Raw genomic sequence first — 24,328 nt, 5'->3', positions numbered from 1 at the left:
CAACGGCATCGCCCCGTTGCGGACCATTCGGCGACGAAGCATGAAGTAATTCTGGAGGTATCGGGACGTGGAAATGACCAATATCCAAGAACGAGCGCAGCAAATATTGCGCTCCGAAGCGGCAGCCATCGCGGCCGTCGAGGTGAATTCGGCTTTCGATGCTGCGATTGAAGCCATAGAAGCCTGTCGCGGCAAGGTGATCGTCACCGGCATGGGGAAAGCCGGTTTTTCTGCAAATCGTTTTGCAGCCGTCCTCTGTTCGACCGGGACGCCAGCGGTCTTTGTGCACCCGGGCGAGGCCGCACATGGCGACCTGGGCGTCGTCGGCCCAGGGGATTGCCTGTTCGCATTCTCCACTTCAGGAAAAACGCGGGAAGTGGTTGAGATGGTCGAACTGTCCCGGCATCTGGGACCTCACAAGGTCATTGCCGTTACCTCGCATCCTCAGTCCGATCTTCGTCTTGTCAGCGATATCATCATCGACATGGGACAGATCGCAGAGCCCTGTCCCTTGGGACTGACCCCGACTGCAAGCATTGCAGTGATGTCGGCAATTGCGGATGCCCTTGCGCTGATCGTCATGGAGCGGCGCGGCTTCACGCGAAAGGACTATGGCCTCCGGCACCATGGGGGTTACCTTGGCGCCAAGGCCCGTTTGGACAACGTCTAAAGCATCGGCCCGAAAAGCGGATTGCGGCGTTCGGGAAAGGCGATGCAAACACAGACGGTTAGATCATTGGACCGAACGCGATATCCGGCCCGATGATCCAAGTGCCTGACTCAAACTCTACGAGGGATAGCGATACCTTGCGAGGCGGGCGAGTGAGGAGCCCGAGAGTTGCGACGAGGGTCCCGGCCTCGGCACTGGCGATGGTTCTCTCGACGCCCTTTGCGAGCCTGCGGCACGGCCGAGCCAAGCGTATCCCGATCGCTCAGATCGCTTGAATAGCGCATCCCTCGCCGTGCATAATCGCGCCGAGCGGTCTCGGTCCAGGGCATCGTCGCCTCCATCAAGTCTCGCAACCTGACGGAGTCGCAGCCCACTGAACCCGCTCGGCTCTTTTCGGGGTGGGCTCCAATGGCCGACCTGCGCAGCGGAGTTGCGAACGCCCATGATGGAAACGCCGATGAATTGGATCACCGCGGTGGTGCGTCCAAAGGTCCGCACTCTTCTGCGGAAGCAAACCTCCGAAAATCTCTGGATCAAGTGCCCGGAAACCGGCGAGCTCGTCTTCCAGAAAGATGTCGAGGCCAACCTGTGGGTGATTCCGGGCTCGAAACACCATCTGCGCATCACGGCAGCGCAACGCCTGTCGATCACGCTCGATCTGGGCTCCCAGGAGGATGTGCCCTTACCAGACGTGCCGGTTGATCCGCTGCGCTTCCGCGACAAGAAGCGCTATGTGGACCGCCTCAAGGAGGCGAGAGCGATGACCGGGCTGCAGGACGCCGTCAAAGTGGCCCGCGGCACACTCGAGGGCATTCCTGTTACGGTAGCGGTCCAGGACTTCCATTTCATGACCGGCTCGCATGGCATGGCGGCCGGTGAAGCCATCATCACAGCAGCAGAAGCCGCCATCTCGCACCGCACGCCTTTGATCCTGTTCGCGTGCGGCGGCGGGATGCGCATGCAGGAAGGAGTGCTGTCCTTGATGCAGATGCCGCGCACCACCGTGGCCGTGCGGCGTTTGCGGGCGGCGAAATTGCCATATCTCGTGGTGCTGACGGACCCGACGACCGGCGGCATCACGGCTTCCTATGCAATGCTGGGGGATGTGCATCTCGCGGAGCCTGGCGCCCTCATAGGCTTCGCGGGACAGCGGGTCATCGAGCAGACGATCCGAGAAAAGCTGCCGGAGGGCTTCCAGAGGGCCGAATACCTCAAGGAGCACGGCATGGTCGATATGGTCGTGCCCAGAGCCGACATGCGCGCCACGCTCGCGAGGCTTTGCGGCTTGCTGACCCGCAGACCGGCTGCCAAAGCCGCCTCCGTCGTGAAAAAACCCATCTTGGCGGCCGCCGCCAAGTAGTCGTCAGCCTCGATCGCACGCTTCGCCCGCCACGTTATGGGGAGGCAAGGCTCGACAGTCCACGGCGCTCCCTTTGCGGGCGGTTTGGATGCGGGACTGGGCACAGCCGCCGCGCGCGTGTTCCGGGCCGCCGCCCCCCCCTCCGCTCATGGCTCCGCCCTGCCTACCCGCCCGAGCGCAGCATCCGCCTCCACCACGGGATCGTTGAAGGTCCAGCGCGGGATCGAGCGCATGCGGTCGAGGCCGGCAAAGACAGCCGCAAAGCCGCCATCCGGCGAAACCTCGCGGAGCGCGGCATCGAACGCCTGGCCGAACCCGTTGAAGCCGTCGGCTTCCACTTCGCAGAGATGAATCTGGTTCCAGTCGGTCCTCAGCGCTGGGTCACGGTAGAGCACAGCCGCCGTCTCCATTGTCCTGAACGTCCCAATCCTGTTCGCCTGGACGAGCTTCGCAGCGGCCGGTCCGATATAGTTGCGCATGATCTCCCTGTATTCGCCGAGATAGGGCGAGTGCACCTCGATATATTCCAGCGATGCCTGCCGTTCGGGCCGATCGGCCGAGCCCTGCCAGTTTCGCGGCATGACGAAGGCCGAGGGGGTGGTCAGGAGAATCTCCGCGCGCAGCAATTGGACCTCCGGCGGTTGCTGCTTGACCACGAGCTCGTGAATGGCGTCGGCAGGAACGATGTCTTGGAAGTAGCTCAGCTCCAGATGGCTCCACACAGCCGCATCGGAAGCGTTCCGAAAGACGGAGCGATGGCGATAGAGTGCCTGCCCGAGACATGTTTCCCCAAAGCGCGCCCAGTCGACGACGCGGTGCTTGAGTTCGGCTTCCGCTGCGGGATCCGCTTGTAGCGTCCGGGCAAGCACCACGAGGCGGTCCTCGGGCTCGATCCGGGCCAGATGCGCCCCGTCAAGGGGATGGATATTCTCAGCCATGGGACGCCTCAGTTCAAAACCTGTCTGGAAGGGTTGAGCGGCAATCGCGTGATTGCAAGGCGTTGTTCGACGCATCAGGGGACGCGGGCGATGTGGCCTCCTGCCCCTCGCCGGCAGCATAGTCGCGCGGGGCTTCGAACGGATGTCCGCAATCTGGTTGGACGCCGATATCCGCTCCCGACGCTTGCCGGACGCTACCGGCGTCCGCTTCGGGAAGCGCCAGAGGCTGCCAAGGCTGGGATAGGCGTCCGGAGCCGCAGCATGGGCCCGGACGCCAGGATCAGAAGGTCAACCCGCACGCTTGACGGATGGCGATCTGAACGGGCGAGGGAGGCAAGGACGGATCAAACTCGCTCCGTGGCAACAGCGGCGGCTGCGCCATGAATCGCGGATGCTGGCCGCAATGGGGTTGTGCTGCATGGACCAGGAACGGGTGGCACAGGTAGACCGTGCCCGCCGTTCCGGTTGCGATTTCGACCGCACAATCCGCGGTCGAGGCGTAGCCGTTCGCAGAGAGCTGCCGGAGTGTGGCTCCCGCCTCGCCATAGGGCAGAAGCTCCCGGGCGATCATGGCATGCGAGCCCCGGCGAATTCTCGTGGGAGCATCGTCGGGCCCGACATCCGATAGCAGGAAAAGCATGAGCAGGGCTCGTCCGCTGCTCCTTACATTGGCTCGCCATTCCATGAAATCCGGATTGTCCAGGCCAAAGCTCACATCCACATGCCAGCCATCGTCCCCCGGGGCTTGCGCCGAGGGGAACCGGATCGGGAAGGTCCCAAGCCCCTTAGGGGCAATCCAACGCTCTGTGCCGACGAGCTGATCGAAGGCTCTTTGCAGGAGCAGCGTATTGGCCGCCTGGATGAAAGGGGGCGAGGATTTCGAGCTCACCCGGATGACCGGTCTCGTCCAGCCTTCCGGTTGGCTGGGTGACAAGCCGATATCCGCCCACAATTCATCCCTGCATTGCCTTGCAAGGTCGGCACTGAAGGCGTTCTCGATTTTGACGAATCCGTCGTCGATGAAGCTCTGGACCCGACGGGATGTCAGGCCAATCTGCGCATCATGGGGCATTGCGCGTCTCTCCGCTCGGCTAGCGCATCAGCGAAGCCGTTTTGATCTGATCGGCGCAACAGCGCCGGACGGCTGGGGCCGTTCAGATCAGGGGAAAGAATGTCGAGGTGAACATCATGACGAGCCCGCATTACACGGCAATAGGAGCGGCCTCAAGGTCACCATTGTCCGACTCTTCCCCATCAAGACGCCAAGAGGTAACTCTGGGTCATCGCCCGGAAGCGGTCGTTCCGGATCAATCTGTTCAAGACCCGGTCTCGAGCCGTGGGGATTCCCGGCGGTCTTCTCGACAGGCTAGTCAGTGCTCGCCTCGACGGGCCATCGTGATAGGGAGGAGGCTATGGCCTTCACCCTCCACTGCTTTGCCGACATCCCCACCTCCGACTGGCTGGCTCTGCTGAACCATCCTGATGTCATCCGTCACATGCCGCTCGCCGATGGCAGCTGGACTGAAGCTTCTGCCCGCGACTGGGCCAAGGGCAAGGACGCCCAGTGGCATCAAAACGGCTATGGTCCATGGTCCATCCGCATTGACGACCGCTTTGCTGGCTGGGGTGGTTTTCAGAAAGAGGCAGATGGCGCTGATCTCGCCCTCGTTCTGCTTCCCCAATTCTGGGGGCACGGCGCCGAGCTATTTCGCGGCTTCATGGACCGTCGGATCGCGCTTGGCATCGGCAATGTCAGCATCCTGCTGCCGCCGAGCAGGTCGCGAGTGAAGGGCCTTGCCCGACTTGGCTTCATTGCCGACGGTGAATTGGATTACGAAGGCCAACGCTTCATGAAGTTCCGGACGACGGCGTGAACGGTCGATCATCCCTGGGTCGTGGTTGCCGCCGCCAGCCGAATGATGCCCCTCGCGACCGGGCTTCCCGTGACATGAACCACGATGTGCCCCGCTCCATTTGCTTTGCGGGGCTCGGACGGACGGCCTCAACGCTCTGTCATGTGCCAGGTGTCGCGTGTGCACGGAGCAGCACGGCTGTCGTAAGACAATCCGAGGCTGCCGGAATGTGCCGCGCGCCGGAGACGGGCGCGCGGCACAGGGAACCGAGACTTCAGCGATAGTCGCGGTAGTCGTAGGCCGGGGCATAGTAGCGCCTGCCGTAAACCGGCGCGGCATAAACCGGCCCGCCATAGACCGGTGCGGCATAGTAGCCATTGTCGTAATAATACGGGTCAGCATAGGCGCGGCGGTTCGCGGCGATCGCTGCGGCACCCAGAATTCCGAGGCCAACGGCGCCCGCTACGGCAGCGCCACGGCCGCCATACCAGCCGCTCCGGTAGCCACGATAGCCACCGCGATACCCGCGGTAGCGATATTGCGAATATTCCGCCGCTGCCTTGTCCAGCCGCGACGCATCCACCACCGGACGCGCTTCGCCAGCGAAGGCCGGCACGGCCGAGCCTGCCGTGACCACGCTCGCGGAAGTCAGCGCGATGATGGCGGTTTTCCTGAGAGACATCATGATCAAATCTCCTTTTATCGGGCTCTCCTCCTCCCGAAGATGAGGACAGGTTCGCGCCGGCCGGTTGAATGGCGGGTGAACCAATCGCGGCTGGATTGCGGCAGAGCGCAAAGCCATCTGCCTCGCGCGCATGTCGCCGGACAGCCGCCGTGACAGGAAGCGATCGACGCTTCCGAAGCTGCACCTGTTCATCAACGACGGGCGCAGCCCGTTGTTCCGGCTCGTCCCGGATGGGCACCATCCGTCAAGCCGCGTCCAGCGTCCCGAAGAACTCGCCGACTTGGCTCCTGATCCGCCTTGCCTCGTCATCGAGATCGCGGGCCAGCGCCATCACATCGACCGCGCTGGTATTGGACAGGTCGGCCGCCTCGCGCACGGCCCTGGCGCTGGCCAGCACGCCCTGCGCCGCCCGGATGGTCAGCGCGATCTGCGCGGTCGAGCGGCTCTGCCCGGCGATCCGGTCGGAGACGCCCTCGCCGATCGTCTGCGTGTCCAGCATCCGGCCCGGGATGCTCTCCACTCCGTTGCGGACTTTCGCTCTACGCAGCCCATGTTTCGATTTCGTGCAAAGCCTTTAGTCCGGGATAGTCGAGTTTCTCCGGGTAGAGATGCCGGTGATAGGCATCCCAGTAGCTGGTCGCGCGCGCCCGAAGCGTCCGAAACGGAGTCCGGTTCTCGCGAACAAGATTTGCATAGAGCTCCCGGTTCAATTCCGGCAGGCCGTTGTGAATGACTTCCACTATCTCACGCACATAGTCGGCGAGAAGCGTCGCGACGTAAGGGGCAGCCCAAGCTTCTTCGACCCCGAGAAGTGACGCGACTGCGCGTTGCCGCAAGTATCCGTCGGTCGCGCGGGCAACCAAGCACAGCGCTGGCTGGGGCATGCTGTCGATCGCAATATGGGGCGGGATCAGGCCGGGAAAATGCAGGCGGCCAGGAAGCCGAACGCGCTGCCCCAAAATATCAAGTTCCGATGATCGGATTCGGTAGGTGTCATCCACAAACGGAGTCAGATAGGAAATGGCCTGTTCTGCCAAAGCACGATTGGCTGCCGGAAATGCTGCTCGTGCAGCTTCCGCAAATGGCTTCGGCGAGTTTTGGTCCATGATCGGACACATTCTAGGGGGCGCCGCTAAAGTCTGCAAACCACCCCAGCCAGTCATTGAGCGCTGTCGGGTGTTTTGGGGGCCTCGGTGGTGCCACACGCGGATAGGGCCGGTTGCCGAGAATCGGTCATCGCCCCGCCATGACTGCGAGAGCGCCAGAGCGTACGCCAGCGGCGCTGATGCCGGTAGACGGTCACGGACCTGAAACCGGGCGTTGCCCGTCACACCATACGCAGCACCATATTTCGCTGGCAAAGCGTCCGGCATGCTGTAAAGCGCGCGGCGCGACCGTCGAAGTCTTTCGGCTCGCCGCCCACGGAGTGAGCCATGCGCATCGGCGTCATCGCGGACATACACGGCAATCTGCTGGCTCTCGAGGCGGTGCTGGACCGTCTTCAGCGCGCCTCGCCCGATCTGATCGTCAATCTCGGCGATTGCGCCTCGGGGCCGTTATGGCCGGCAGAAACGGTCGCGCGTCTCAGGGCAGTCGAGATGCTTCACGTCCGCGGCAACCATGACCGCGCCATGGGAGCAGCCTCGCCCGACGGGCTCGGTCGCTCCGACCGCTTCGCCTGGGAGAGGCTCGACGTGGCCGATCGCGCCTGGTTGTCCGCGCTGCCACAAGAGCAGTTCGCCGCCGGTGCGCAATGCGTCCATGCCTCGCCCGGCGACGATGAAGCCTATCTGATGGAAGCCGTTGCGGGGGGCCGCCTCCTTCCCGACACGGTCGCCGCCGTCGAGGCGCGGCTGGCCGGCACGAAGGGGCCGCTCCTGCTCTGCGGCCACAGCCACCTGCCCCGGGTCTTGTGGCTCTCCAGCGGCATGGTCGTCGTCAACCCCGGCAGTGTCGGGAACCCGGCCTATCAGGACGAGACGCCGCCTGCCCATGTCTGCGAGAGCGGAAGCCCGCATGCCCGCTTCGCGATTGTGACGATCGCGGGCGCGATTTCGGTCGAGCATCACGCCATCGCCTATGACTGGGAGGCGGCCTCGGCCGAGGCCCGGCGGAATGGGCGGGATGACTGGGCCCATGCTCTGTCGACGGGCACCGCGCGCCGGTGAGCCTCGCGATCTTCCTCACCGTGCTCGCGGCAGCAGCGATGCATGCGGGCTGGAACGCCTTCGTGAAGGTGAAGCTCGATCCGCTTCACGCCATGGCGATGATTTCGCTCACATCCGGGCTTCTCGCCCTCCCCGCGCTGCTGGTGACGGGCTGGCCGAGGCCCGAGGCCTGGCCCTGGCTCATCGGCTCGCTGATCCTGCATCTCGGCTATTATGTCGGCCTGTCCGGAGCCTACCGCCGTGCCGATATGAGCCAGATCTATCCGATGGCGCGCGGCGGCGCCCCGCTCCTGACCGCGGCGATCGCGCTCGCCGTCTTCGGCGAGCATCTCGCCCTCCCGCAGCTCGCGGCCATCGGCCTGCTCGGCACCGGCATCATGCTGATCTCAATTCTCGGACGCCGGCACGGCGCCGCCTTCGATCCCGGCGCGCTCGGCTTTGCCGCGCTGACGGCCGTCATGATCAGCGGCTACACCCTCGTCGATGGGCTCGGCGCACGCGCGGCGGGTGACCCGCACGCCTATTCGGCGGCGCTGTTCGTGATCAATGGCACGCCGCTGATCGCCTATGTCGCCTTGCGCCATGGACGGGATGCGCTGACGGCGATGCGACCGTTCTGGCTGGAGGGCGCGGCCGGCGGCGTCCTGTCGCTCGGCGCCTATTGGATCGCGATCTGGGCGATGACGGTCGCGCCGATCCCGCTCGTCGCGGCCGTGCGCGAGAGCTCCGTGCTGTTTGCCGCCGTGATCGCCCATGTCTGGCTGAAGGAGCCGTTGCAGGCCTCGCGCCTGGTCGCCTGCGGCTTCATCGTCGCCGCGCTCGCGCTGATGCGGCTCGCCTGAGTTCAGCGCGCGATCGCAGCCTCGGCCTCGACGAGGTCCTGGACCGTCTCGAAAAAGCCGCGCACCAATGGAATGCGCCGGCGCTCGGCCCGGCAGGCCGCATATTCGCCGACCGCGAAATCGGCGCCGGTGATGACCAGCCGCTTCAGCGCGGGGTCGGGCCGGAACTCCGCCTCGAAAATCACGCCGATGCCGAAGCCGGCGGCGACGGCCTCGCGCACCGCCTCGCGCGACTGGACCTCGAGCAGATTCGCCGGCTTGATGCCGGCCTCGGACAGGCGGGCCTCGAAGGTCTCGCGCGTGATCGAGCCGCGTTCCCTCAACACGATGTCCTGGCCCGCGAAGGCCTCGATCGGGATGCTCTCATGCTGCGCCAGGCGGTGCTCGTTCGATGCGAAGGCGACCAGCCGGTCCGAGCGCAGCTTCACCGTATGGAGGCGCGGATCCGAACTCTGCCGCGCGGTGATCGCCACGTCGGCGGCGAAGTCCATGATCTGATCGACGACCTCCGACGAATTCCCGATCGTCAGCGAGAATGTCAGGCCGGGATAGCTTTCGCGCATCCGGGCGAGCGCGGCCATGACATGGGTGGCGCTGTCGGCGGCAATGCGCAGATGGCCGCGCTGCAGCGTCCGGCTGCCGGCGAGCAGCGATTGCGCCTCGTCCTGGGCGGAAAACAGCCGGGCCGTGATGGCGAAAAGGCTCTGGCCCAACGGGGTGAGTTTTGTCTTGCGACCGACACGATCGAACAGGCGCACGCCGTAGGCGTCCTCGAGCGAGCGAACCTGCGCCGAAAGCGTCGGCTGGCTGACATGGCGCGCCTTGGCCGCTCCGGTGAAGCTCTCGGCCTCCGCCACCGCATGGAACGCCGACAGGCCGGAATAGCTGATCGCCATGTCATAGATCCCTTCTATGGATCGCATGGATAAGATGTATTGGAGCTATGTCAAATCCCGCCCTACCGTTTCGCCATCGGCTGCAACGACACAAGCGAGATCGACATGGCCCAAGCCCGCCGCCCCGCCGTTTCCGAGACCGGTGATCCCCTCCTCCTGACGCCCGGACCGCTGACGACCAGCAAGGCGGTCAAGGAAGCCATGGTGCATGACTGGGGTTCCCGGGACGCAACCTTCGTCGGCATCAACAAAGCCGTGATGGAGGAGCTGCCGAAGGTCATCCATGGCGAGGGCAGCTTCGTCACCGTGCCGATGCAGGGCTCGGGCACCTTCGCGGTCGAGGCCATGCTGACGAGCTTCGTGCCGCGCAGCGGCAAGGCGCTGGTCCTGATCAACGGCGCCTATGGCCAGCGCGCCAAGCGCATCCTCGAGATCGCCGGTCGCGACGTCGTCGTCCACGAGACGGCCGAGGACATGCCGCCCGATCTTGCCGAGGTCGACCGGATGCTCGTCGCCGATGCCGCGATCAGCCATGTCTTCGTCGTCCATTGCGAAACGACGAGCGGCATCCGCAACCCGATCGAGGCGGTGGCCGCACTGGTCAAGCGCCATGGCAGGCGCCTGCTGGTCGACTCGATGAGCGCCTTCGGGGCGCTGGCGCTCGACAGCCGCGAGGTCCATTTCGACGCGGTCGCCGCCTCTTCGAACAAGTGCATCCAGGGCGTGCCCGGTCTCGGCTTCGTCATCGCCCGCCGCAGCGCCCTGGCGGAGACCAAGGGCAACGCCACCACGTTGGTGCTCGATCTCCACGACCAGCACGCCGCCTTCGAGCGCACCGGGCAGTACCGCTTCACCCCGCCGATCCATGTCATCGTCGCCTTCCATGCGGCGCTGCAGGAATTCTGGACGGAAGGCGGCGTCGCCGGGCGCGGCGAGCGCTATGCCGACAATGCGCGCATCCTGATCGAGGGCATGCAGGAGCTCGGCTTCCGGACGCTGCTGCCGGCGCATCACCAGGCGCCGATCATCGTCACCTTCCACATGCCGCAGGACAAGAACTTCGTCTTCCAGCGCTTCTACGACACGCTGAAGGATGCCGGCTACGTGATCTATCCGGGCAAGCTGACCGTCGCCGACAGCTTCCGCATCGGCTGCATCGGCGCCCTCGGCGCGCAGGACATGAAGGCCTTCGTCGCCACGGTCTCGGACGTGCTTGCCGAGATGGGCGTCGGCCTGAAGTCGGCGGCGTGAAGGAGCAGATGATGAACATGCATTCAAAGGTCGGGTCGGATGTCGTGGCGAACGGGCGGGCCTATGCCCGGCCGCAGCGTGCGACGGTCGTGATCTGCATGGACGGCTCGGAGCCGGCCTATATCGAGGCCGCAAGCGCCAAGGGCCTGACGCCCAATCTCGACCGGATCATGCGGGCTGGCGCCAGCACGCATGCCTATTCGGTGATCCCAAGCTTCACCAACCCGAACAATCTCTCGATCATCACCGGCCGCCCGCCGGCGGTCCATGGCATCGCCGGCAACTTCTTCTATGACCGCGAGGCCAAGGAAGAGGTGATGATGAACGATGCCCGCTTCCTGCGGGCGCCGACCATCCTGGCGGAGTTCCAGAAGGCAGGCTTCAAGGTCGCGATGGTGACGGCGAAGGACAAGCTGCGCACCCTGCTGGGCAAGGGGCTCGACTTCACCAGCGGCACGGCGATCGCCTTCTCCTCCGAGAAGGCCGACAAGGCCAACCCGGCAGAGAACGGCATCGACGGGGTGCTCGCCTTCGTCGGCATGCCGGTCCCCTCGGTCTATTCGGCGGATCTCTCCGAGTTCGTCTTCGCGGCCGGCGTCAAGCTGCTGGAAAGCTTCAAGCCGGACCTGATGTATCTCTCGACGACCGATTATGTGCAGCACAAGGCGGCGCCGGGCTCCGAGACGGCGGACGCGTTCTACGCCATGTTCGACTCTTATGTCGGCAGGCTCGATGCGCTCGGCTGCACGCTGGTCATCACCGCCGACCACGGCATGAACGACAAGCACCTGCCGAATGGCGAGCCGGACGTGGTCTATCTGCAAACGCTGATGGACGAATGGTATGGCAAGAGCACGATGCGCGTGATCCTGCCGATCACCGACCCTTATGTCGTGCATCACGGCGCGCTCGGTTCCTTCGCCACGGTCTACCTGCCCGAGGGCGCCGACCAGACCGAGGTTGCGGCCCGCATCTCAGGCATCGACGGCATCGCGCTCGCGGTCACCGCGGCGGAGGCCTGTGAGCGTTTCGAGCTGCCGGCCGACCGGATCGGCGACGTGGTCGCGATCTCGACGCGCTCGAAGGTGATCGGCACCTCGCCGGAGCGGCACGATCTCTCGGGGCTGACCGAGCCGCTGCGCTCGCATGGCGGCATCACCGAGCAGCGCGTGCCGATGATCGCCAACCGGCCGATCTCCGTGCCGGAGGGGCGCACGCTCCGCAATTTCGACGTCTTCGACGTCGCCCTCAATCTGGTGCTCTGAGATGAACGCGAATGTGAATCCGCCCGTGCGCCGCGAGACGATGCGGATCGCCGGCAAGCTCGTCTCGACCGACGACATGGTCGAGGTCCGCAACCCCTACGACAATTCCGTCGTCGGCCTGGTGCCGGCGGCGCGGCCCGAGCATGTCCGCGAGGCCTTCGCCAAGGCGCGCGCCTTCAAGCCGACGCTGACCCGCTATGAGCGCCAGCAGATCCTGCAGAAGACGGCCGAGCTGCTGCGCGACCGCAAGGAAGAGTTCGCCCGGCTGATCACGGCCGAAGCCGGGCTGTGCTGGAAGGACTCGCTCTACGAGGCGAGCCGCGCCTATGACGTCTGGTCGTTTGCGGCCCAGCTCACCATCAAGGATGATGGCGAGATGTTCTCCTGCGACATCTCGCCGAACGGCAAGGCACGCAAGATCTTCACGACGCGACAGCCCTTGCTCGGCGTGATCTCGGCGATCACGCCGTTCAACCACCCGCTCAACATGGTCAGCCACAAGTTGGCGCCGGCAATCGCCACCAATAACCGCCTCGTGCTGAAGCCGACGGAACTGACCCCGCTGACCGCGCTCGCACTGGCCGACGTGCTCTACGAGGCCGGCCTGCCGCCCGAGATGCTCTCGGTCGTCACCGGCAACCCCTCGACCATGGGCGATGCGATGATCACCGATCCCGATGCGGATCTGGTGACCTTCACCGGCTCGGTGCGCGTCGGCAAGCACATCGCCAACACCGCCGGCTACAAGCGCATCGTCCTCGAGCTTGGCGGCAATGACCCGCTGATCGTCATGGAGGATGCCGATCTCGACAAGGCGGCCGAGCTCGCGGTCACTGGTGCGACCAAGAATTCCGGGCAGCGCTGCACCGCGGTGAAGCGCATCCTGGTGGTCGAGAGCGTCGCCGACGCCTTCGCCAAGCTGGTCGTCGAGAAGGCGAAGAAGCTGAAATGCGGCAACCCGATGGATCCGGCGACCGATGTCGGCACCGTCATCAACGCCCGCTCGGCCGCGCTCTTCCAGGCCCGCGTCGACGACGCCGTGAGCAAGGGCGCCGAGGTGCTCTACGGCAAGCGGGCCGAGGGTGCGCTGTTCCATCCGACCGTGGTCGACCGCATCCCCTATACCTGCGAGCTGGTGCATGAGGAAACCTTCGGCCCGGTGATCCCGATCATCCGCGTGCCCGACGACATCGCCGAGGTCATCCGGATCTCGAATTCCACGGCCTATGGCCTGTCCTCGGGCGTCTGCACCAACCGCTTCGACTATATCCAGCGTTTCGTCGCGGAGCTCGAGGTCGGCACCGTCAACCTCTGGGAGGTTCCCGGCTACCGCATCGAGATGTCACCCTTCGGCGGCATCAAGGATTCAGGCCTCGGCTACAAGGAGGGCGTCGTCGAAGCCATGAAGAGCTTCACCAACGTCAAGACCTGGTCCCTGCCCTGGACCGCATGACGAAGAAGACCAGCGCAGGCGGAGCGATCCGCCTGCGTTTTAGTATCTCAGGGGAAAACGCCGAAAGAGCGCTCTAATCGATCACCACGAGGGGATGAGAACATGAAGAACTGGCTTGCTTCCTGCGTCATCGGGGCATTCGCGCTCGCAATTCCCGGCGTCGCCCTGGCGCAGAAAACGAAGGTAACGATCTACACCGCTCTCGAGAACGACCAGCTCGGACCGTTCAAGGCCTCGATCGAGAAGGCCGTGCCGGAGGCAGAGGTGGTCTGGGTCCGCGACTCCACCGGAGTCATCACCGCCCGCTTCCTGGCCGAAAAGGACAATCCGCGGGCGGACATGGTGATGGGGCTCGCGGCGTCCAGCCTGCTCATGTTCGAGAAGGCCGGGCTGCTGGAAACCTACAAGCCGGCCGGCGCCGATGCGCTGAAGCCGGTCTTCCGCGATCCCAACAGTCCCTATACCTGGACAGGCATGGACGCCTATCTCGGCGTCGTCTGCTACAATACGGCCGAGGCCAAGGGCGTGCCCGTGCCGGCCTCGTGGAAGGACCTGCTCAACCCGGCGTTCAAAGGCAAGATCGTGATGCCCCACCCAGCCTCCTCCGGCACCGGCTATCTGATGGTCGCCGGCTGGCTGCAGAGCATGGGCGAGGCCGAAGGCTGGAAGTTCATGGACGGGCTACACGAGAATATCGGCGCCTATCTCCATTCCGGTTCCGCGCCTTGCGTGCAGGCAGCCCGCGGCGAGCGCACCATCGGTCTGGCGCTCGACATGCGCGGCGCATCCGAGAAGACCAAGGGCGCGCCGATCGAGGTCGTGATTCCGAAGGAGGGCGTGGGCTGGGAAATGGAAGCCAGCGCCATCGTCAAGGGCAGCAAGAACCTCGCCGTCTCCAAGAAGATCGCCGACTGGTCGACGACCAAGGCGGCGAACGAGCTCTATTCGCAGACCTACGCCATCGTGGCTGCGCCGGGTGTCGAGAACAAGCCGGCCAACTATCCCGTCAATGCCGAGGCCGGGATGATCAAGAACGACCTCAGCTGGATGGCCGATAATCGCGAGCGCGTGCTCGCCGAATGGTCGAAGCGCTACGAGTCGAAGTCGGCGCCGAAGAACTGAGCCTTTGCCAGGCCGTCGGCCCACGCAAGCGGCCGGCGGCATGGTCTGTGCAAGACGCCAAGCGTGCGGCCTCGCCGTTGCCGGCGAGCCTGATCACTGCCTGTTCAGATGAAGGTCGGTCCCGATGTCCACGACTGCCCCCCCGTTCCTCTCGATCCGCGACCTCTCCAAGAATTACGGCGCGTTCCGGGCGTTGCACGATATCGATCTCGACATAAGCCGCGGCGAGTTCGTCTGCTTTCTCGGGCCGTCGGGCTGCGGCAAGACGACATTGCTGCGGGCCATCGCCGGCCTCGACCAGCAGGATGGCGGCACCATCCTCATGGGCGGGCGCGACGTGTCGCGGGCCAGCCCGTCGGAGCGCGATTTCGGGATCGTCTTCCAATCCTACGCGCTCTTCCCCAATCTCACCGTCACCGACAATATCGGCTATGGCCTCGTCAACCGGCGTCGCTCGTCCGCCGAGATCGCCCGCCGCGTCGAGGAATTGCTGACGCTGGTCGGCCTGCCCGAGCAGGGCAAGAAATATCCGATCCAGCTTTCGGGCGGCCAGCAGCAGCGCGTGGCGCTGGCGCGCGCGCTTGCCACCTCGCCGGAGCTGCTGCTGCTCGACGAGCCGCTTTCGGCCCTCGACGCCAAGGTCCGCGTGCGCCTGCGCGATGAAATGCGCTCGCTGCAGCAGCGGCTCGGCGTGACCACGATCATGGTGACGCATGATCAGGAGGAGGCGCTTGCGATGGCCGACCGCATCGTCGTGATGCGGGACGGTGGCGTCGAGCAGGTCGGTACGCCCGAGGAGATCTACCGGCGCCCTGCCACGCCCTTCGTCGCCGATTTCGTCGGGCATATGACCTTCATGGATGCGATCGTGACCGGGCCGGGCCGGGTCCGTGTCGACGAACTCGACCTGCTCGTCGCCAATGCCACCCCCTTCGCCGTGGGCACGCCGGTGCGGCTGGCGATGCGGCCAGAAGAGGTTCGCACCCGCAGCATCGGGGAGGATACGCCGAACCGCTTCGAAGCGCGGATCGGGGACCTCGCTTTCCTCGGTTCCTACTGCCGGGCGCATCTGGAGCCGACAAGTTCCCGTTCGACCCGGATCGCGGCCGATTTCTCGACCAATGCGATGCGCGATCTCGGCATCACGGCGGGACAGGTCTGCACCGTCGCCTTTCCGCCCGAGGCCCTGCATGTCTTTGCGGGGGGCGCACGATGAGCGACCTCGCACCACGGCTGACGATGATCGATGCGTCCGTGAAGGTGGCGCCGGTGCGGATCAGCGAGCGCCATGTCGCCGGGGTCCTGATCGTCGCGCTCTGCGCGGTGCTGGTCCTGATCATCGCCCTGCCCCTCTGGGCCCTGCTCTCCAAGAGTCTCGAGGACACGCACGGGAACTTCGTCGGCCTGGCGAATTTCGTCAGCTATGCGACGACGCCGACGCTGTTCTTCTCGCTGCTCAACAGCCTCGCGGTCGCCAGTGCGACCACGGTCATCGTGGTGCCGCTCGCCTTTCTCTATGCCTATGCGCTGCGCCGCAGCTGCATTCCCGCCAAGGGCGTCTTCTATGCGGCGGCAATGATCCCTGTCTTCGCCCCGTCCCTGCTGTCGGGCCTCGCGCTGATCTATGTCTTCGGCAACCAGGGGCTGCTCAAGTCCTGGATGATGGGCGCCTCGCTCTACGGCCCGGTCGGCATCATCGCAGCGGAGACGCTCTACAGCTTTCCGCACGCCATGCTGATCCTCGTCACGGCGCTCGCCCTTTCGGACGGCCGGCTGCGCGAAGCGGCCGACGCGATGGGTACCTCGCGCTGGCGGATTTTCCGGACGATCACCCTTCCCGGCGCGCGCTATGGCGTGATCAGCGCCGTCTTCGTCGTCTTCACGCTGGTCATCACCGATTTCGGCATTCCCAAGGTGATCGGCGGGCAGTTCAACGTGCTGGCGACCGACGCCTACAAGCAGGTCGTTGGCCAGCAGAATTTCCCGATGGGCGCCGTGGTCGGCATCATCCTGCTGGTGCCGGCGGTGCTGGCCTTCTTCGTCGACCGCGTGGTGCAGCGGCGCCAGGGCGCCATGCTCTCGGCCCGCGCCGTTCCCTATGTGCCGCGCCCTGACCGGCGCCGCGATCTCGCCCTGCTCGGCTTCGTCGGCGTGATCGCCTTCGCGATCGTCAGCCCCTACGCGATCGCCTTCTGGGGCTCCTTCGTCAAATATTGGCCCTACAACCTGTCCCTGACCTTGAGCAATTACAACTTCGCCGCGGTCGAGCCGGATGGCTGGAAGACCTATGGCAACTCGTTGCTGCTCGCGTCCCTGACGGCGGTGATCGGCACGGCGCTGATCTTCATCGGCGCCTATCTGATCGAGAAGGTGAAGCTCTACCCGCGGCTGCGCGCCTTCGCCCAGTTCCTGGCGATGCTGCCCATGGCCGTGCCCGGCCTGGTGCTCGGCCTGGGCTATGTCTTCTTCTTCAATGCGGGGTGGAATCCGCTCGGCTTCCTCTACGGGACGCTGACGATCCTCGTGATCAACACCATCGCCCATTTCTACACGGTCGGGCACATCACCGCGCTGACGAGCCTGAAGCAGCTCGACAGCGAGTTCGAGTCGGTTTCGGCCTCGCTCAAGGTGCCGTTCTGGTCGACATTCCGACGGGTGACGGCGCCGATCTGCATGCCGGCGATCCTCGACATCGCGGTCTATGTCTTCGTCAACGCACTGACCACGGTCTCGGCCGTGATCTTCCTCTATGGCGCCGACACCAAGCTCGCCTCGATCGCGATCGTGCATATGGATGAGGCGGGCGCCATGGCCTCGGCGGCCGGCATGGCGAGCATCATCATGTTCACGGCCATTGCCGTGAAACTCGCCCATGCCGGCCTCGACCGTCTGGTCTTCGGCCGCCTGCAGCACTGGCGGCAACGCTAGATCGTCGGGCGGGATATCGCATCCGGTCCGATGATCCAGCCTTCTGTGGCGCATCGGCTTTCCCGAAAACCGCAATCCACTTTTCGGGCCGATGCTCTAGCGGCGCATCGGTTTTCCCGAAAACCGGCATCCACTTTTCGGGCCGATGCTTTAGCGGCGCGCGGGAGAACGCGATCATGACAGGGCAGACGCCGACCCAGATCCTGCTCGCGCTCGCCGGCGAGGTCGCCCTGCTGCTCTGGAGCGTGCAGCTGGTGACGGCGGGGGTCACGGCCGCCTTCGGCAGCCGGTTGCGCGCGCTGCTGGCGACAGGTCTCGACAGTCGCTGGCGTGCCTTCGGCGCGGGGCTTCTGGTGACGGCCGGCCTGCAATCCAGCACGGCGACCGCGATGATGATCGCCTCGTTCTCCGGCGCCGGATTGATCGCGCTGGCGCCGGCCCTGGCGATGATGCTCGGCGCCAATGTCGGGACGACGCTGATCGTCCAGCTCGTCGGCTTCGACACCAGCATGATGGTGCCGCTCCTGCTCCTCGTCGGCTATCTCGGCATGCGTCGCTTTGGCCGGCTGGCCGCCAATGAAATGGCGAAGGCGCTGTTCGGGCTGGGCCTGATGCTGCTGTCCCTGCGCCTGATGCAGGGCACGATGGCGCCGGTCGAGCACTCGCAGGTGCTGCGCACGGTTCTCGGCGCGCTCTCGGGCGATCCGCTGATTGCCTTGCTCCTGGCCGCGGTGCTCAGCTTTGCCGCTCATTCCTCGCTTGCGGCGATCCTGGTCGTGATGAGCCTTGCCGCGACCGGGGTCGTCGGAACCCAGACCATGCTGGCGATGGTGCTGGGCTGCAATCTCGGCACGGCGCTCAATCCGCTCGTCCAGGCGATGAACGGCAATGCCGCGGCCAGGCGCGTGCCGGTTGGCAACCTCGCCAACCGCCTTCTGGGCTGTGCAGCCGGCCTGCTGCTCCTGCCCGTGCTCACACCGCTTGCGGAGCGGTTCGCGAGCCATCCCGCGCAAACGGCGGCGCTGTTCCACCTTGGCTTCAACATCGTGATGGCTGCGCTCTTCCTTGTCCCGCTGCCGGCTTTCGCGGGCGTCCTGACGCGCCTCCTGCCCGATCCCGCGCCGGAAGCGGACCCTTCGCGCCCGCGCTATCTCGATGCCGCGGCGCTCACCACGCCGACGCTCGCGCTCGCCAACGCGACCCGCGAAGTGCTGCATATGGCCGATGTCGTCGACGGGATGCTGAAGACGTCGCTGACGGCGTTCAGGGGCGACGACCCGGCCCGGGTGGCCGAGGTCAGCCGGGCCGACGACGTGCTCGACAACCTCTATAACCAGATCCAGCTCTATGTCGGCGCGATCGCGCACGAGACGCTGTCGCAATCCGACGAGCACCGGCTCTCGGAGGTGCTGACTTTGGCGATCAATCTCGAGCATATCGGCGACATCATCGAGAAGAACCTGATGCAGATGGCCGGCAAGCGCATCCGCGACCAGCGCCGGTTGCCCGAGGACGCGCTTGCCCGCATCGCCGATACCCATGACCGGTTACGGGATCATCTGCGCCTGGCGCTCACAGTCTTCATCTCGCAGGACGAAGCGACCGCGCGCCGGATCGTGCGCGAGAAGGAAACCTTCCGCGAGCTGGAGCGGGAAGCGATCGAGGCCCATCTCGCGGAGATGCGCACCGGCAGCCGCGAGGCCGTGATCGTCAGCGCGCTGCAGCTTGATATCGCGCGGGATCTGAAGCGCATCGACGCCCATATCGCCGCCACCGTGCACGGACTTCTCGAACAGCGCGGCGCCCTGATGGGAAGCCGCCTGATGCGGGCGGCCGAGTGAAGGCAGCGCACTGAAGGCGGCCGAGTGAAAGCACTTACGGCCCGCGCTCTGTTTGGATGCGATGAAATCATCCCGTTCCCGCACCCGGCCGACTTTACCAGCAGCATGGTGACCGTTATCGGCGACGCCGCCCAGAACCGGCGTGATGGAGGGGCTCCTGGAGCAATTCCCACAAGACTGCGTCGCGGCTTTGCCTCCGGAACTGCGTGAAGACAAAGCGCTAAAGGATTGCAGGTGAATCCGATTTTCGAGGGACGTTCTAGCGGAAGATGACGGTCCGCCGGCCGGCCAGCATCACCCGCCGCTCAACATGCAGGCGCAGAGCACGCGCGAGCACGACCGCCTCGATATCGCGCCCGACACTGACGAGATCGTCGGGAGCCAGCGAATGATCGGCGCGCGCGACGTCCTGGTCGATGATCGGGCCCTCGTCCAGATCCGGCGTCACGTAATGCGCCGTCGCGCCGATCAGCTTCACGCCGCGGTCATAGGCCTGATGGTAGGGCTTGGCGCCCTTGAAGCTCGGCAGGAAGGAATGGTGGATGTTGATCGCCCGCCCGTCGAGCGCGCGGCAGAGATCGTTGGAGAGCACCTGCATATAGCGGGCGAGCACGACCAGCGACGCATCGGTCTGTGCAACCAGCTCCAGCAGCCTTGCCTCCTGCTCCGCCTTGGTCTCCGTCGTGACCGGCAGATAGTGGAACGGGATGCCGTAATTCTGCGCCAGAGGCTCGAAATCCCGGTGGTTCGAGACGATCGCGGGAATCGTGATGTTGAGATTCCCCGTCGCCTGGCGGAAGAGCAGGTCGTTCAGGCAATGGCCGAAGCGTGACACCATCAGCAGGACGCGGGCCGGGCGGGCCGTGTCGACCGCCTCCCAGCTCATCTTGAAGGTGCCGGCCACGCCGTCGAACTCGCGTCGAAAGGCCGTGTCGTCGAAACGGTCGCCGGCGGCGAAGGCGACGCGCATGAAGAAGCGGGCGTCGCGCGGGTCGCTGAACTGCGCGCTTTCCAGGATGTTGCAGCCGTGCCGATAGAGCACGCCGCTGACGGCATGCACGATGCCGGGCCGGTCCTCGCAGGAGAGGTTGAGGACACGGGCGGGCTTGCGCAGGACGATGTCCCTGGGAATGGCGGGGGCGAGCGGCGTGAGATCGGTCATCCCCTCAGGCTCCGCGCGCCTGCAAACGGTCGAGCGGTGCAGCCAGGCTCGCCGTCACGGGTATCGCCGTACCCGCGAGATCGATCGTCCAGTTGCGCGCGTCGAGCCAGGCCTGGTCGATGGGCTCATCGCTTTGGGCCCAGCCGAGCGCGACGATGCCGTCGACGCTTGCGCCGAAGGCCGCGGAGGTGATCTCGCCGACCGGCCTGCCATCGGCCAGGATCGCCTCGCCCCCCCAGGCCATCTGGCCGTTCGGACGGGGGCCGACAAGCGCGACCAGCCGCTTGGTGCGCGGCGCCGCGCGGGCGATGGTGAGGGCGTCGCGGCCGATGAAATCGCCCTTGTTCAGCTTCACGGCAAAGCCGAGGCCGGCCTCGTAGGGATTGATGTCCGGCGTCAGCTCGCGGCCCCAGGCGCGGAAGCCCTTCTCGATGCGCAGCGAGTCGACCGCATAATATCCGACATCGACGAGCCCGAGATCGGCGCCGGCCTCGTGCAGCAGATCGTAGATCGCGGCTGCGAATTCCGCCGGCACGTAGAGTTCGAACCCCTCCCCCAGATAGGAGCGGCGGCAGGCCCAGGTCGTGGCATAGCCGATGGTCATCTGCCGGATCGCGTTGGCCGGGAAATCGACGGGATCGAAGGAGACGGGCGAGACGCGAGCGAGGATCTCGACGACCTTCGGGCCGGCCAGCGAGAGCACGGCATAGGCCGATGTCACGTCGGTCAGCGTTGCTCCCTCCGGGAGCTGGCGCCTGATCCAGTGCGCGTCGCGCGTCGCCTGGGCGGTGCCGGTCAGGAGCAGGTAGGTGTCGGGCGCGATGCGGGCGGCCGTGAGGTCGCTTTCGAAGGTGCCGCGCGCGTTGAGCAAGGCCGTGTAGACCGAGCTGCCCACCGGAACCGCCACATCATTGGCGGAGAGGCGCTGCAAGGCCGCTTCGGCCTGCGGACCCTGCAGCAGGAACTTGGCGAAGCTGCTCATGTCGACGAGCCCGGCCGCCTCGCGGCAAGCACGATGCTCCGCGGCGACCGTTTCGAACCAGTTCTGCTGGCCGAAGGAATAGCGGATCGTGCGCTCATCCTCGGTGCGGGCAAAATAATTCGCGCGTTCCCAGCCCATCCTGGAGCCGAAGACAGCCTGTTTAGCGGCCAGGCGCTCATAGAGCGGCGAGCGGCGGAAGGGCCTTGCGGTATCGAGTTCGCGGTTCGGCCAGGGCATGGCGTAGTGAAGGCCGAGCGTCTCCTTGATGCGATCCTTCAACCAGGCCGGATTGTTGTTGAAATTCGCGAAGCGGCGGATGTCGACGGGCCAGAGATCGCTCGTGGCCTCGCCCGCGACGATCCATTCGGCCAGTGCGCTGCCGGCGCCGCCGGCGGACGCGATCCCCATCGAGTTGAAGCCGGCGCCCACATAGATGCCGGCCACTTCCGGAGCCTCGCCCAGGAGGAAGTTGTTGTCCGGCGTGAAGCTCTCGGGACCGTTGAGGAAGGTCTTGATCTGCGCCGTTTCCAGGGCCGGCACGCGCTGCAGCGCGTTTTCCATCAGGATCGCGAACTGGTCCCAGTCATCGGGCAGGAGCTGGAACTCGAAGGGATAGGGGATGCCGTCCATGCCCCAGGGCTTCGCATCGGGCTCGAAGCCGCCCATGACGAGGCCGCCGACCTCCTCCTTGTAATAGGTGTAGCCATCGGGATCGCGCATCACCGGCAGGTCCGGCGTCACGCCCTCGATCTTGTCGGTGACGATGTACATGTGCTCGGCCGAATGCAGCGGCACCGAGACGCCGCACATCTGGCCGACCGCGCGTGACCATTGCCCGGCGCAGATGACCAGGACCTCGCATTCGACCCGGCCCTGGTCGGTCTGCACCGCCCTCACCCGGCCCTTCTCAGTCTCGATGGCGGTGACGCGGATGCCTTCGCGCACGATTGCGCCGCGGCTACGGCCGCCGCGCGCCAGCGCCTGGGTGATGTCGGACGGGTTCGCCTTGCCGTCTCCGGGGAGCCAGACGCCGCCGACGAGATCGTCGGTGCGCATCACCGGCCATTTCTCGCCGGCCTCCTTAGGGCTCAGCTCCTCGATCTCCACCCCTTGAGCGCGCGCCGCCGAAATGGTCCGGCGCAGCTGCGTCATGCGTTCGGGCGTGCGAGCGACCGAAACCGAGCCGCAGCGCTTCCAGCCCGTGGCGAGCTCGGTCTCCTGCTCCAGCGACCCGTAGAGCTCGGTGGAATAGCGGATCAGGCGCGTCATGCTCGACTGGCTGCGCAGCTGCCCGACCAGACCGGCCGCGTGCCAGGTGGTGCCGGAGGACAGGCGCCCCTGCTCGAGCAGGAGCACATCGCGCCAGCCGAGCTTGGTCAGATGATAGGCGACGGAACAGCCGACGATACCGCCGCCGATGATGACGACACGAGATTGGGTGGGAATGGACATGAGCGCCTCCGCGATGGAGGCAGCCTAGCAGCTCAAATCCACAAAACAACAAAAAACCACAAAACGGGCAAAATCAGGAAACGAACAGACGAACCCCGTTCTTCGTCAGGTTGGCAGTGATCGGGTCCGGCGGAAGCCGGTCGAGCAGCAGGCCCGCGCAAGCTTCGTCTCCGCCGATCCGGCTCGGCAGGACAAGGCCGAACTTGCTGCTGTCGGCCATCAGGAAGCCTTGCTCGGCGGCGCCGAGCAGCGCGCTCCGGATGGCTGCTCCGGCGCGCGTGTAGTCGGTGAGCCGCCCCTCCGCATCGACGCCGCCGACGCTGACGAAGGAGACATCAGCCGAGAGGCGCGCGATCGCCCGCAGGGCCTCCGTGCCCGAGGTCGCATCCTCGTTGGGGTCGAATTCGCCACCGATCAGGAAGACGCGGGCACCCGACAGCCGGCTGGCCAGCCGCGCGTTCTCGAGCGAAGTGGTGTGCACGACCAGCCGCTTTCGGTCCGTTCGCGCCAGCGCGCGCACCACCGCTTCGGTCGTGGTGCCGGAATCGAGCAGAATGGTCATGCCATCGCCGAGCATGGAGGCGGCGAGAGTGGCGATCAGTTCCTTGCCTGCACGGTTCACGGTCCGGCGGCTGGCAAAGGATGCTTCCGAACGCTCGGCCCGGATTGCTCCGCCGTGAACGACCGCGAGCAGCCCGTCAGCCGACAAGGCCTTGAGGTCGCGCCGGATCGTCTCGCGGGAGACGTCGAGCGACAGGGCCAGTTCCTCGACGCTGATCGATTCCTGTCTTTCGAGACTGTCGAGGATGATGCGATGCCGTCGCGCAGCGATGTCGCGGGTCATGAAAACGAAGCCAAAAATCCTGATCGCCGGAAGAAGCGATCCCAATCTGCCACATGTCGTCGATTCGCGCTTGGCAATCGAACGGAGCACGGCCGGGGTTCGATCGCAGCCCGGCCGGACAAGCTTTGCCTCCGCACACTGTGCCCCCGCGACTTTCATCAGTTGAGGATATCGACTGTTTCCAGCCGAGCTTCGATGGCTCAGGCTCCTCGACATCCTTGAAGAACATGGCAGGCGACGACGGAATCGAGTGAGCTGAAGCCCCCGCCCGCGCGAAAGCGCGCAACCACAGAGAATTCATAATATAAAAGAGCCATAAACTTACTTAACCGAGAAATCACTCCCAGCGACACCGAAGAGCGTCCGCGTTAATAAAAGTTCTTATTCACCCTCGCAGGGATAAAACTTAGTACATACCGTAATCGTCTCGCTTGACTTCGGGACTACGACATTCCACGTACATCTCATGCGGATCGATTCCCTTACTCTTCTCTTCGAGCGGGCGTGCCCCATCACGGGGGACTGACCCCGACCCGGCTGCGTCGCGGCCCGGTCCGGGCAGAGGCTCGCGTTCCCGCGTACCGGGTTTGCGCAGGCCACAGAGCGGCAACCCATT

The 24,328-nt window shown here is 65.3% G+C and carries 21 protein-coding genes and 1 pseudogene; 12 read left to right on the top strand and 10 right to left on the bottom strand.

Features of this window, described 5'->3' with window-relative positions:
* Positions 1–73 precede the first annotated feature (73 nt).
* On the top strand, positions 74–670 hold the full coding sequence (locus AB4099_RS25080) for an SIS domain-containing protein (RefSeq protein WP_441480045.1): 597 nt from the start codon (positions 74–76) through the stop codon (positions 668–670).
* Between the two features lie 117 nt (positions 671–787).
* Here the strand turns inward: AB4099_RS25080 and AB4099_RS25075 are convergent.
* Positions 788–922, bottom strand: a pseudogene (locus tag AB4099_RS25075) (IS5/IS1182 family transposase); the annotation flags it as partial.
* Between the two features lie 193 nt (positions 923–1,115).
* On the opposite strand from AB4099_RS25075, the gene accD reads away from it, so the two are divergent.
* Positions 1,116–2,030 carry an acetyl-CoA carboxylase, carboxyltransferase subunit beta gene (gene accD, locus AB4099_RS25070; RefSeq protein WP_441480117.1) on the top strand — a complete coding sequence of 305 codons (915 nt, stop codon included), beginning with the start codon at positions 1,116–1,118 and terminating at the stop codon, positions 2,028–2,030.
* A 146-nt stretch (positions 2,031–2,176) separates the two neighbouring features.
* Here accD and AB4099_RS25065 read toward each other — a convergent pair whose 3' ends face one another.
* Both AB4099_RS25065 and AB4099_RS25060 read right to left on the bottom strand, forming a co-directional pair.
* On the bottom strand, positions 2,177–2,968 hold the full coding sequence (locus AB4099_RS25065) for a hypothetical protein (protein ID WP_441480044.1): 792 nt from the start codon (positions 2,966–2,968) through the stop codon (positions 2,177–2,179).
* A gap of 280 nt (positions 2,969–3,248) precedes the next feature.
* On the bottom strand, positions 3,249–4,040 hold the full coding sequence (locus AB4099_RS25060; RefSeq protein WP_441480043.1) for a phytanoyl-CoA dioxygenase family protein: 792 nt from the start codon (positions 4,038–4,040) through the stop codon (positions 3,249–3,251).
* 301 nt (positions 4,041–4,341) lie between these two features.
* Here AB4099_RS25060 and AB4099_RS25055 point away from each other — a divergent pair, with 301 nt between their 5' ends.
* Entirely contained in the window at positions 4,342–4,842 is a 501-nt protein-coding gene (locus AB4099_RS25055) for a GNAT family N-acetyltransferase (RefSeq protein ID WP_441480042.1), read from the top strand.
* 253 nt (positions 4,843–5,095) lie between these two features.
* On the opposite strand, the gene AB4099_RS25050 is transcribed toward AB4099_RS25055, so the two are convergent.
* From AB4099_RS25050 to AB4099_RS25040, 3 genes are all read right to left on the bottom strand, one after another.
* Positions 5,096–5,506, bottom strand: a complete 411-nt coding sequence (locus tag AB4099_RS25050; RefSeq protein ID WP_441480041.1) for a hypothetical protein — start codon at positions 5,504–5,506, stop codon at positions 5,096–5,098.
* 244 nt (positions 5,507–5,750) lie between these two features.
* Positions 5,751–6,005, bottom strand: a complete 255-nt coding sequence (locus AB4099_RS25045) for a hypothetical protein (protein ID WP_441480040.1) — start codon at positions 6,003–6,005, stop codon at positions 5,751–5,753.
* 40 nt (positions 6,006–6,045) lie between these two features.
* Positions 6,046–6,612 (bottom strand): hypothetical protein, encoded by a 567-nt coding sequence (locus AB4099_RS25040; RefSeq protein ID WP_441480039.1) that lies wholly within the window; start codon positions 6,610–6,612, stop codon positions 6,046–6,048.
* A gap of 327 nt (positions 6,613–6,939) precedes the next feature.
* On the opposite strand from AB4099_RS25040, the gene AB4099_RS25035 reads away from it, so the two are divergent.
* Together AB4099_RS25035 and AB4099_RS25030 are read left to right on the top strand one after the other, a co-directional pair.
* Complete coding sequence (locus tag AB4099_RS25035) at positions 6,940–7,674, top strand: metallophosphoesterase family protein (protein WP_441480038.1); 735 nt, start codon at positions 6,940–6,942, stop codon at positions 7,672–7,674.
* Complete coding sequence (locus AB4099_RS25030; protein WP_441480037.1) at positions 7,671–8,516, top strand: EamA family transporter; 846 nt, start codon at positions 7,671–7,673, stop codon at positions 8,514–8,516. The genes AB4099_RS25035 and AB4099_RS25030 overlap by 4 nt, the downstream gene beginning before the upstream one ends.
* Positions 8,517–8,518: 2 nt before the next feature.
* Here AB4099_RS25030 and AB4099_RS25025 read toward each other — a convergent pair whose 3' ends face one another.
* On the bottom strand, positions 8,519–9,412 hold the full coding sequence (locus AB4099_RS25025; protein ID WP_441480036.1) for a LysR substrate-binding domain-containing protein: 894 nt from the start codon (positions 9,410–9,412) through the stop codon (positions 8,519–8,521).
* Positions 9,413–9,517: 105 nt separating this feature from the next.
* On the opposite strand from AB4099_RS25025, the gene AB4099_RS25020 reads away from it, so the two are divergent.
* The 7 genes from AB4099_RS25020 to AB4099_RS24990 all read left to right on the top strand — a co-directional run bounded on the left by AB4099_RS25020 (position 9,518) and on the right by AB4099_RS24990 (position 19,272).
* Positions 9,518–10,663 (top strand): 2-aminoethylphosphonate--pyruvate transaminase, encoded by a 1,146-nt coding sequence (locus AB4099_RS25020; protein WP_441480035.1) that lies wholly within the window; start codon positions 9,518–9,520, stop codon positions 10,661–10,663.
* Between the two features lie 11 nt (positions 10,664–10,674).
* Positions 10,675–11,928 carry a phosphonoacetate hydrolase gene (gene phnA / locus AB4099_RS25015; RefSeq protein ID WP_441480034.1) on the top strand — a complete coding sequence of 418 codons (1,254 nt, stop codon included), beginning with the start codon at positions 10,675–10,677 and terminating at the stop codon, positions 11,926–11,928.
* Position 11,929: 1 nt separating this feature from the next.
* Complete coding sequence (phnY, locus tag AB4099_RS25010; protein ID WP_441480033.1) at positions 11,930–13,381, top strand: phosphonoacetaldehyde dehydrogenase; 1,452 nt, start codon at positions 11,930–11,932, stop codon at positions 13,379–13,381.
* Positions 13,382–13,483: 102 nt separating this feature from the next.
* Positions 13,484–14,503, top strand: coding sequence for a putative 2-aminoethylphosphonate ABC transporter substrate-binding protein (locus AB4099_RS25005; protein ID WP_113517837.1), 1,020 nt, complete (start codon positions 13,484–13,486; stop codon positions 14,501–14,503).
* Positions 14,504–14,627: 124 nt separating this feature from the next.
* The gene (locus AB4099_RS25000; protein ID WP_441480032.1) at positions 14,628–15,719 is read left to right on the top strand and encodes a putative 2-aminoethylphosphonate ABC transporter ATP-binding protein; all 1,092 of its coding nucleotides are present in this window, start codon (positions 14,628–14,630) and stop codon (positions 15,717–15,719) included.
* Positions 15,716–17,431, top strand: a complete 1,716-nt coding sequence (locus tag AB4099_RS24995; protein ID WP_441480031.1) for a putative 2-aminoethylphosphonate ABC transporter permease subunit — start codon at positions 15,716–15,718, stop codon at positions 17,429–17,431. The genes AB4099_RS25000 and AB4099_RS24995 overlap by 4 nt, the downstream gene beginning before the upstream one ends.
* 176 nt (positions 17,432–17,607) lie before the next feature.
* Complete coding sequence (locus tag AB4099_RS24990; RefSeq protein ID WP_441480030.1) at positions 17,608–19,272, top strand: Na/Pi cotransporter family protein; 1,665 nt, start codon at positions 17,608–17,610, stop codon at positions 19,270–19,272.
* A 259-nt stretch (positions 19,273–19,531) separates the two neighbouring features.
* Here AB4099_RS24990 and purU read toward each other — a convergent pair whose 3' ends face one another.
* The 3 genes from purU to AB4099_RS24975 form a co-directional block, all read right to left on the bottom strand.
* Entirely contained in the window at positions 19,532–20,434 is a 903-nt protein-coding gene (gene purU, locus AB4099_RS24985) for a formyltetrahydrofolate deformylase (protein WP_441480029.1), read from the bottom strand.
* 4 nt (positions 20,435–20,438) lie between these two features.
* The gene (locus tag AB4099_RS24980; protein ID WP_441480028.1) at positions 20,439–22,868 is read right to left on the bottom strand and encodes a GcvT family protein; all 2,430 of its coding nucleotides are present in this window, start codon (positions 22,866–22,868) and stop codon (positions 20,439–20,441) included.
* Between the two features lie 73 nt (positions 22,869–22,941).
* A complete protein-coding gene (locus AB4099_RS24975; protein ID WP_162768391.1) occupies positions 22,942–23,712 on the bottom strand; it encodes a DeoR/GlpR family DNA-binding transcription regulator in 771 nt (256 codons plus the stop codon).
* Between the last annotated feature and the right edge of the window lie 616 nt (positions 23,713–24,328).

The organism is Allobosea sp. 2KB_26 (genome assembly GCF_052115715.1).
Taxonomy (GTDB): Bacteria; Pseudomonadota; Alphaproteobacteria; order Rhizobiales; family Beijerinckiaceae; genus Allobosea.
Note: the sequence above shows the minus strand (reverse complement) of the source record. Positions and strands in the feature narration are given on the sequence as shown.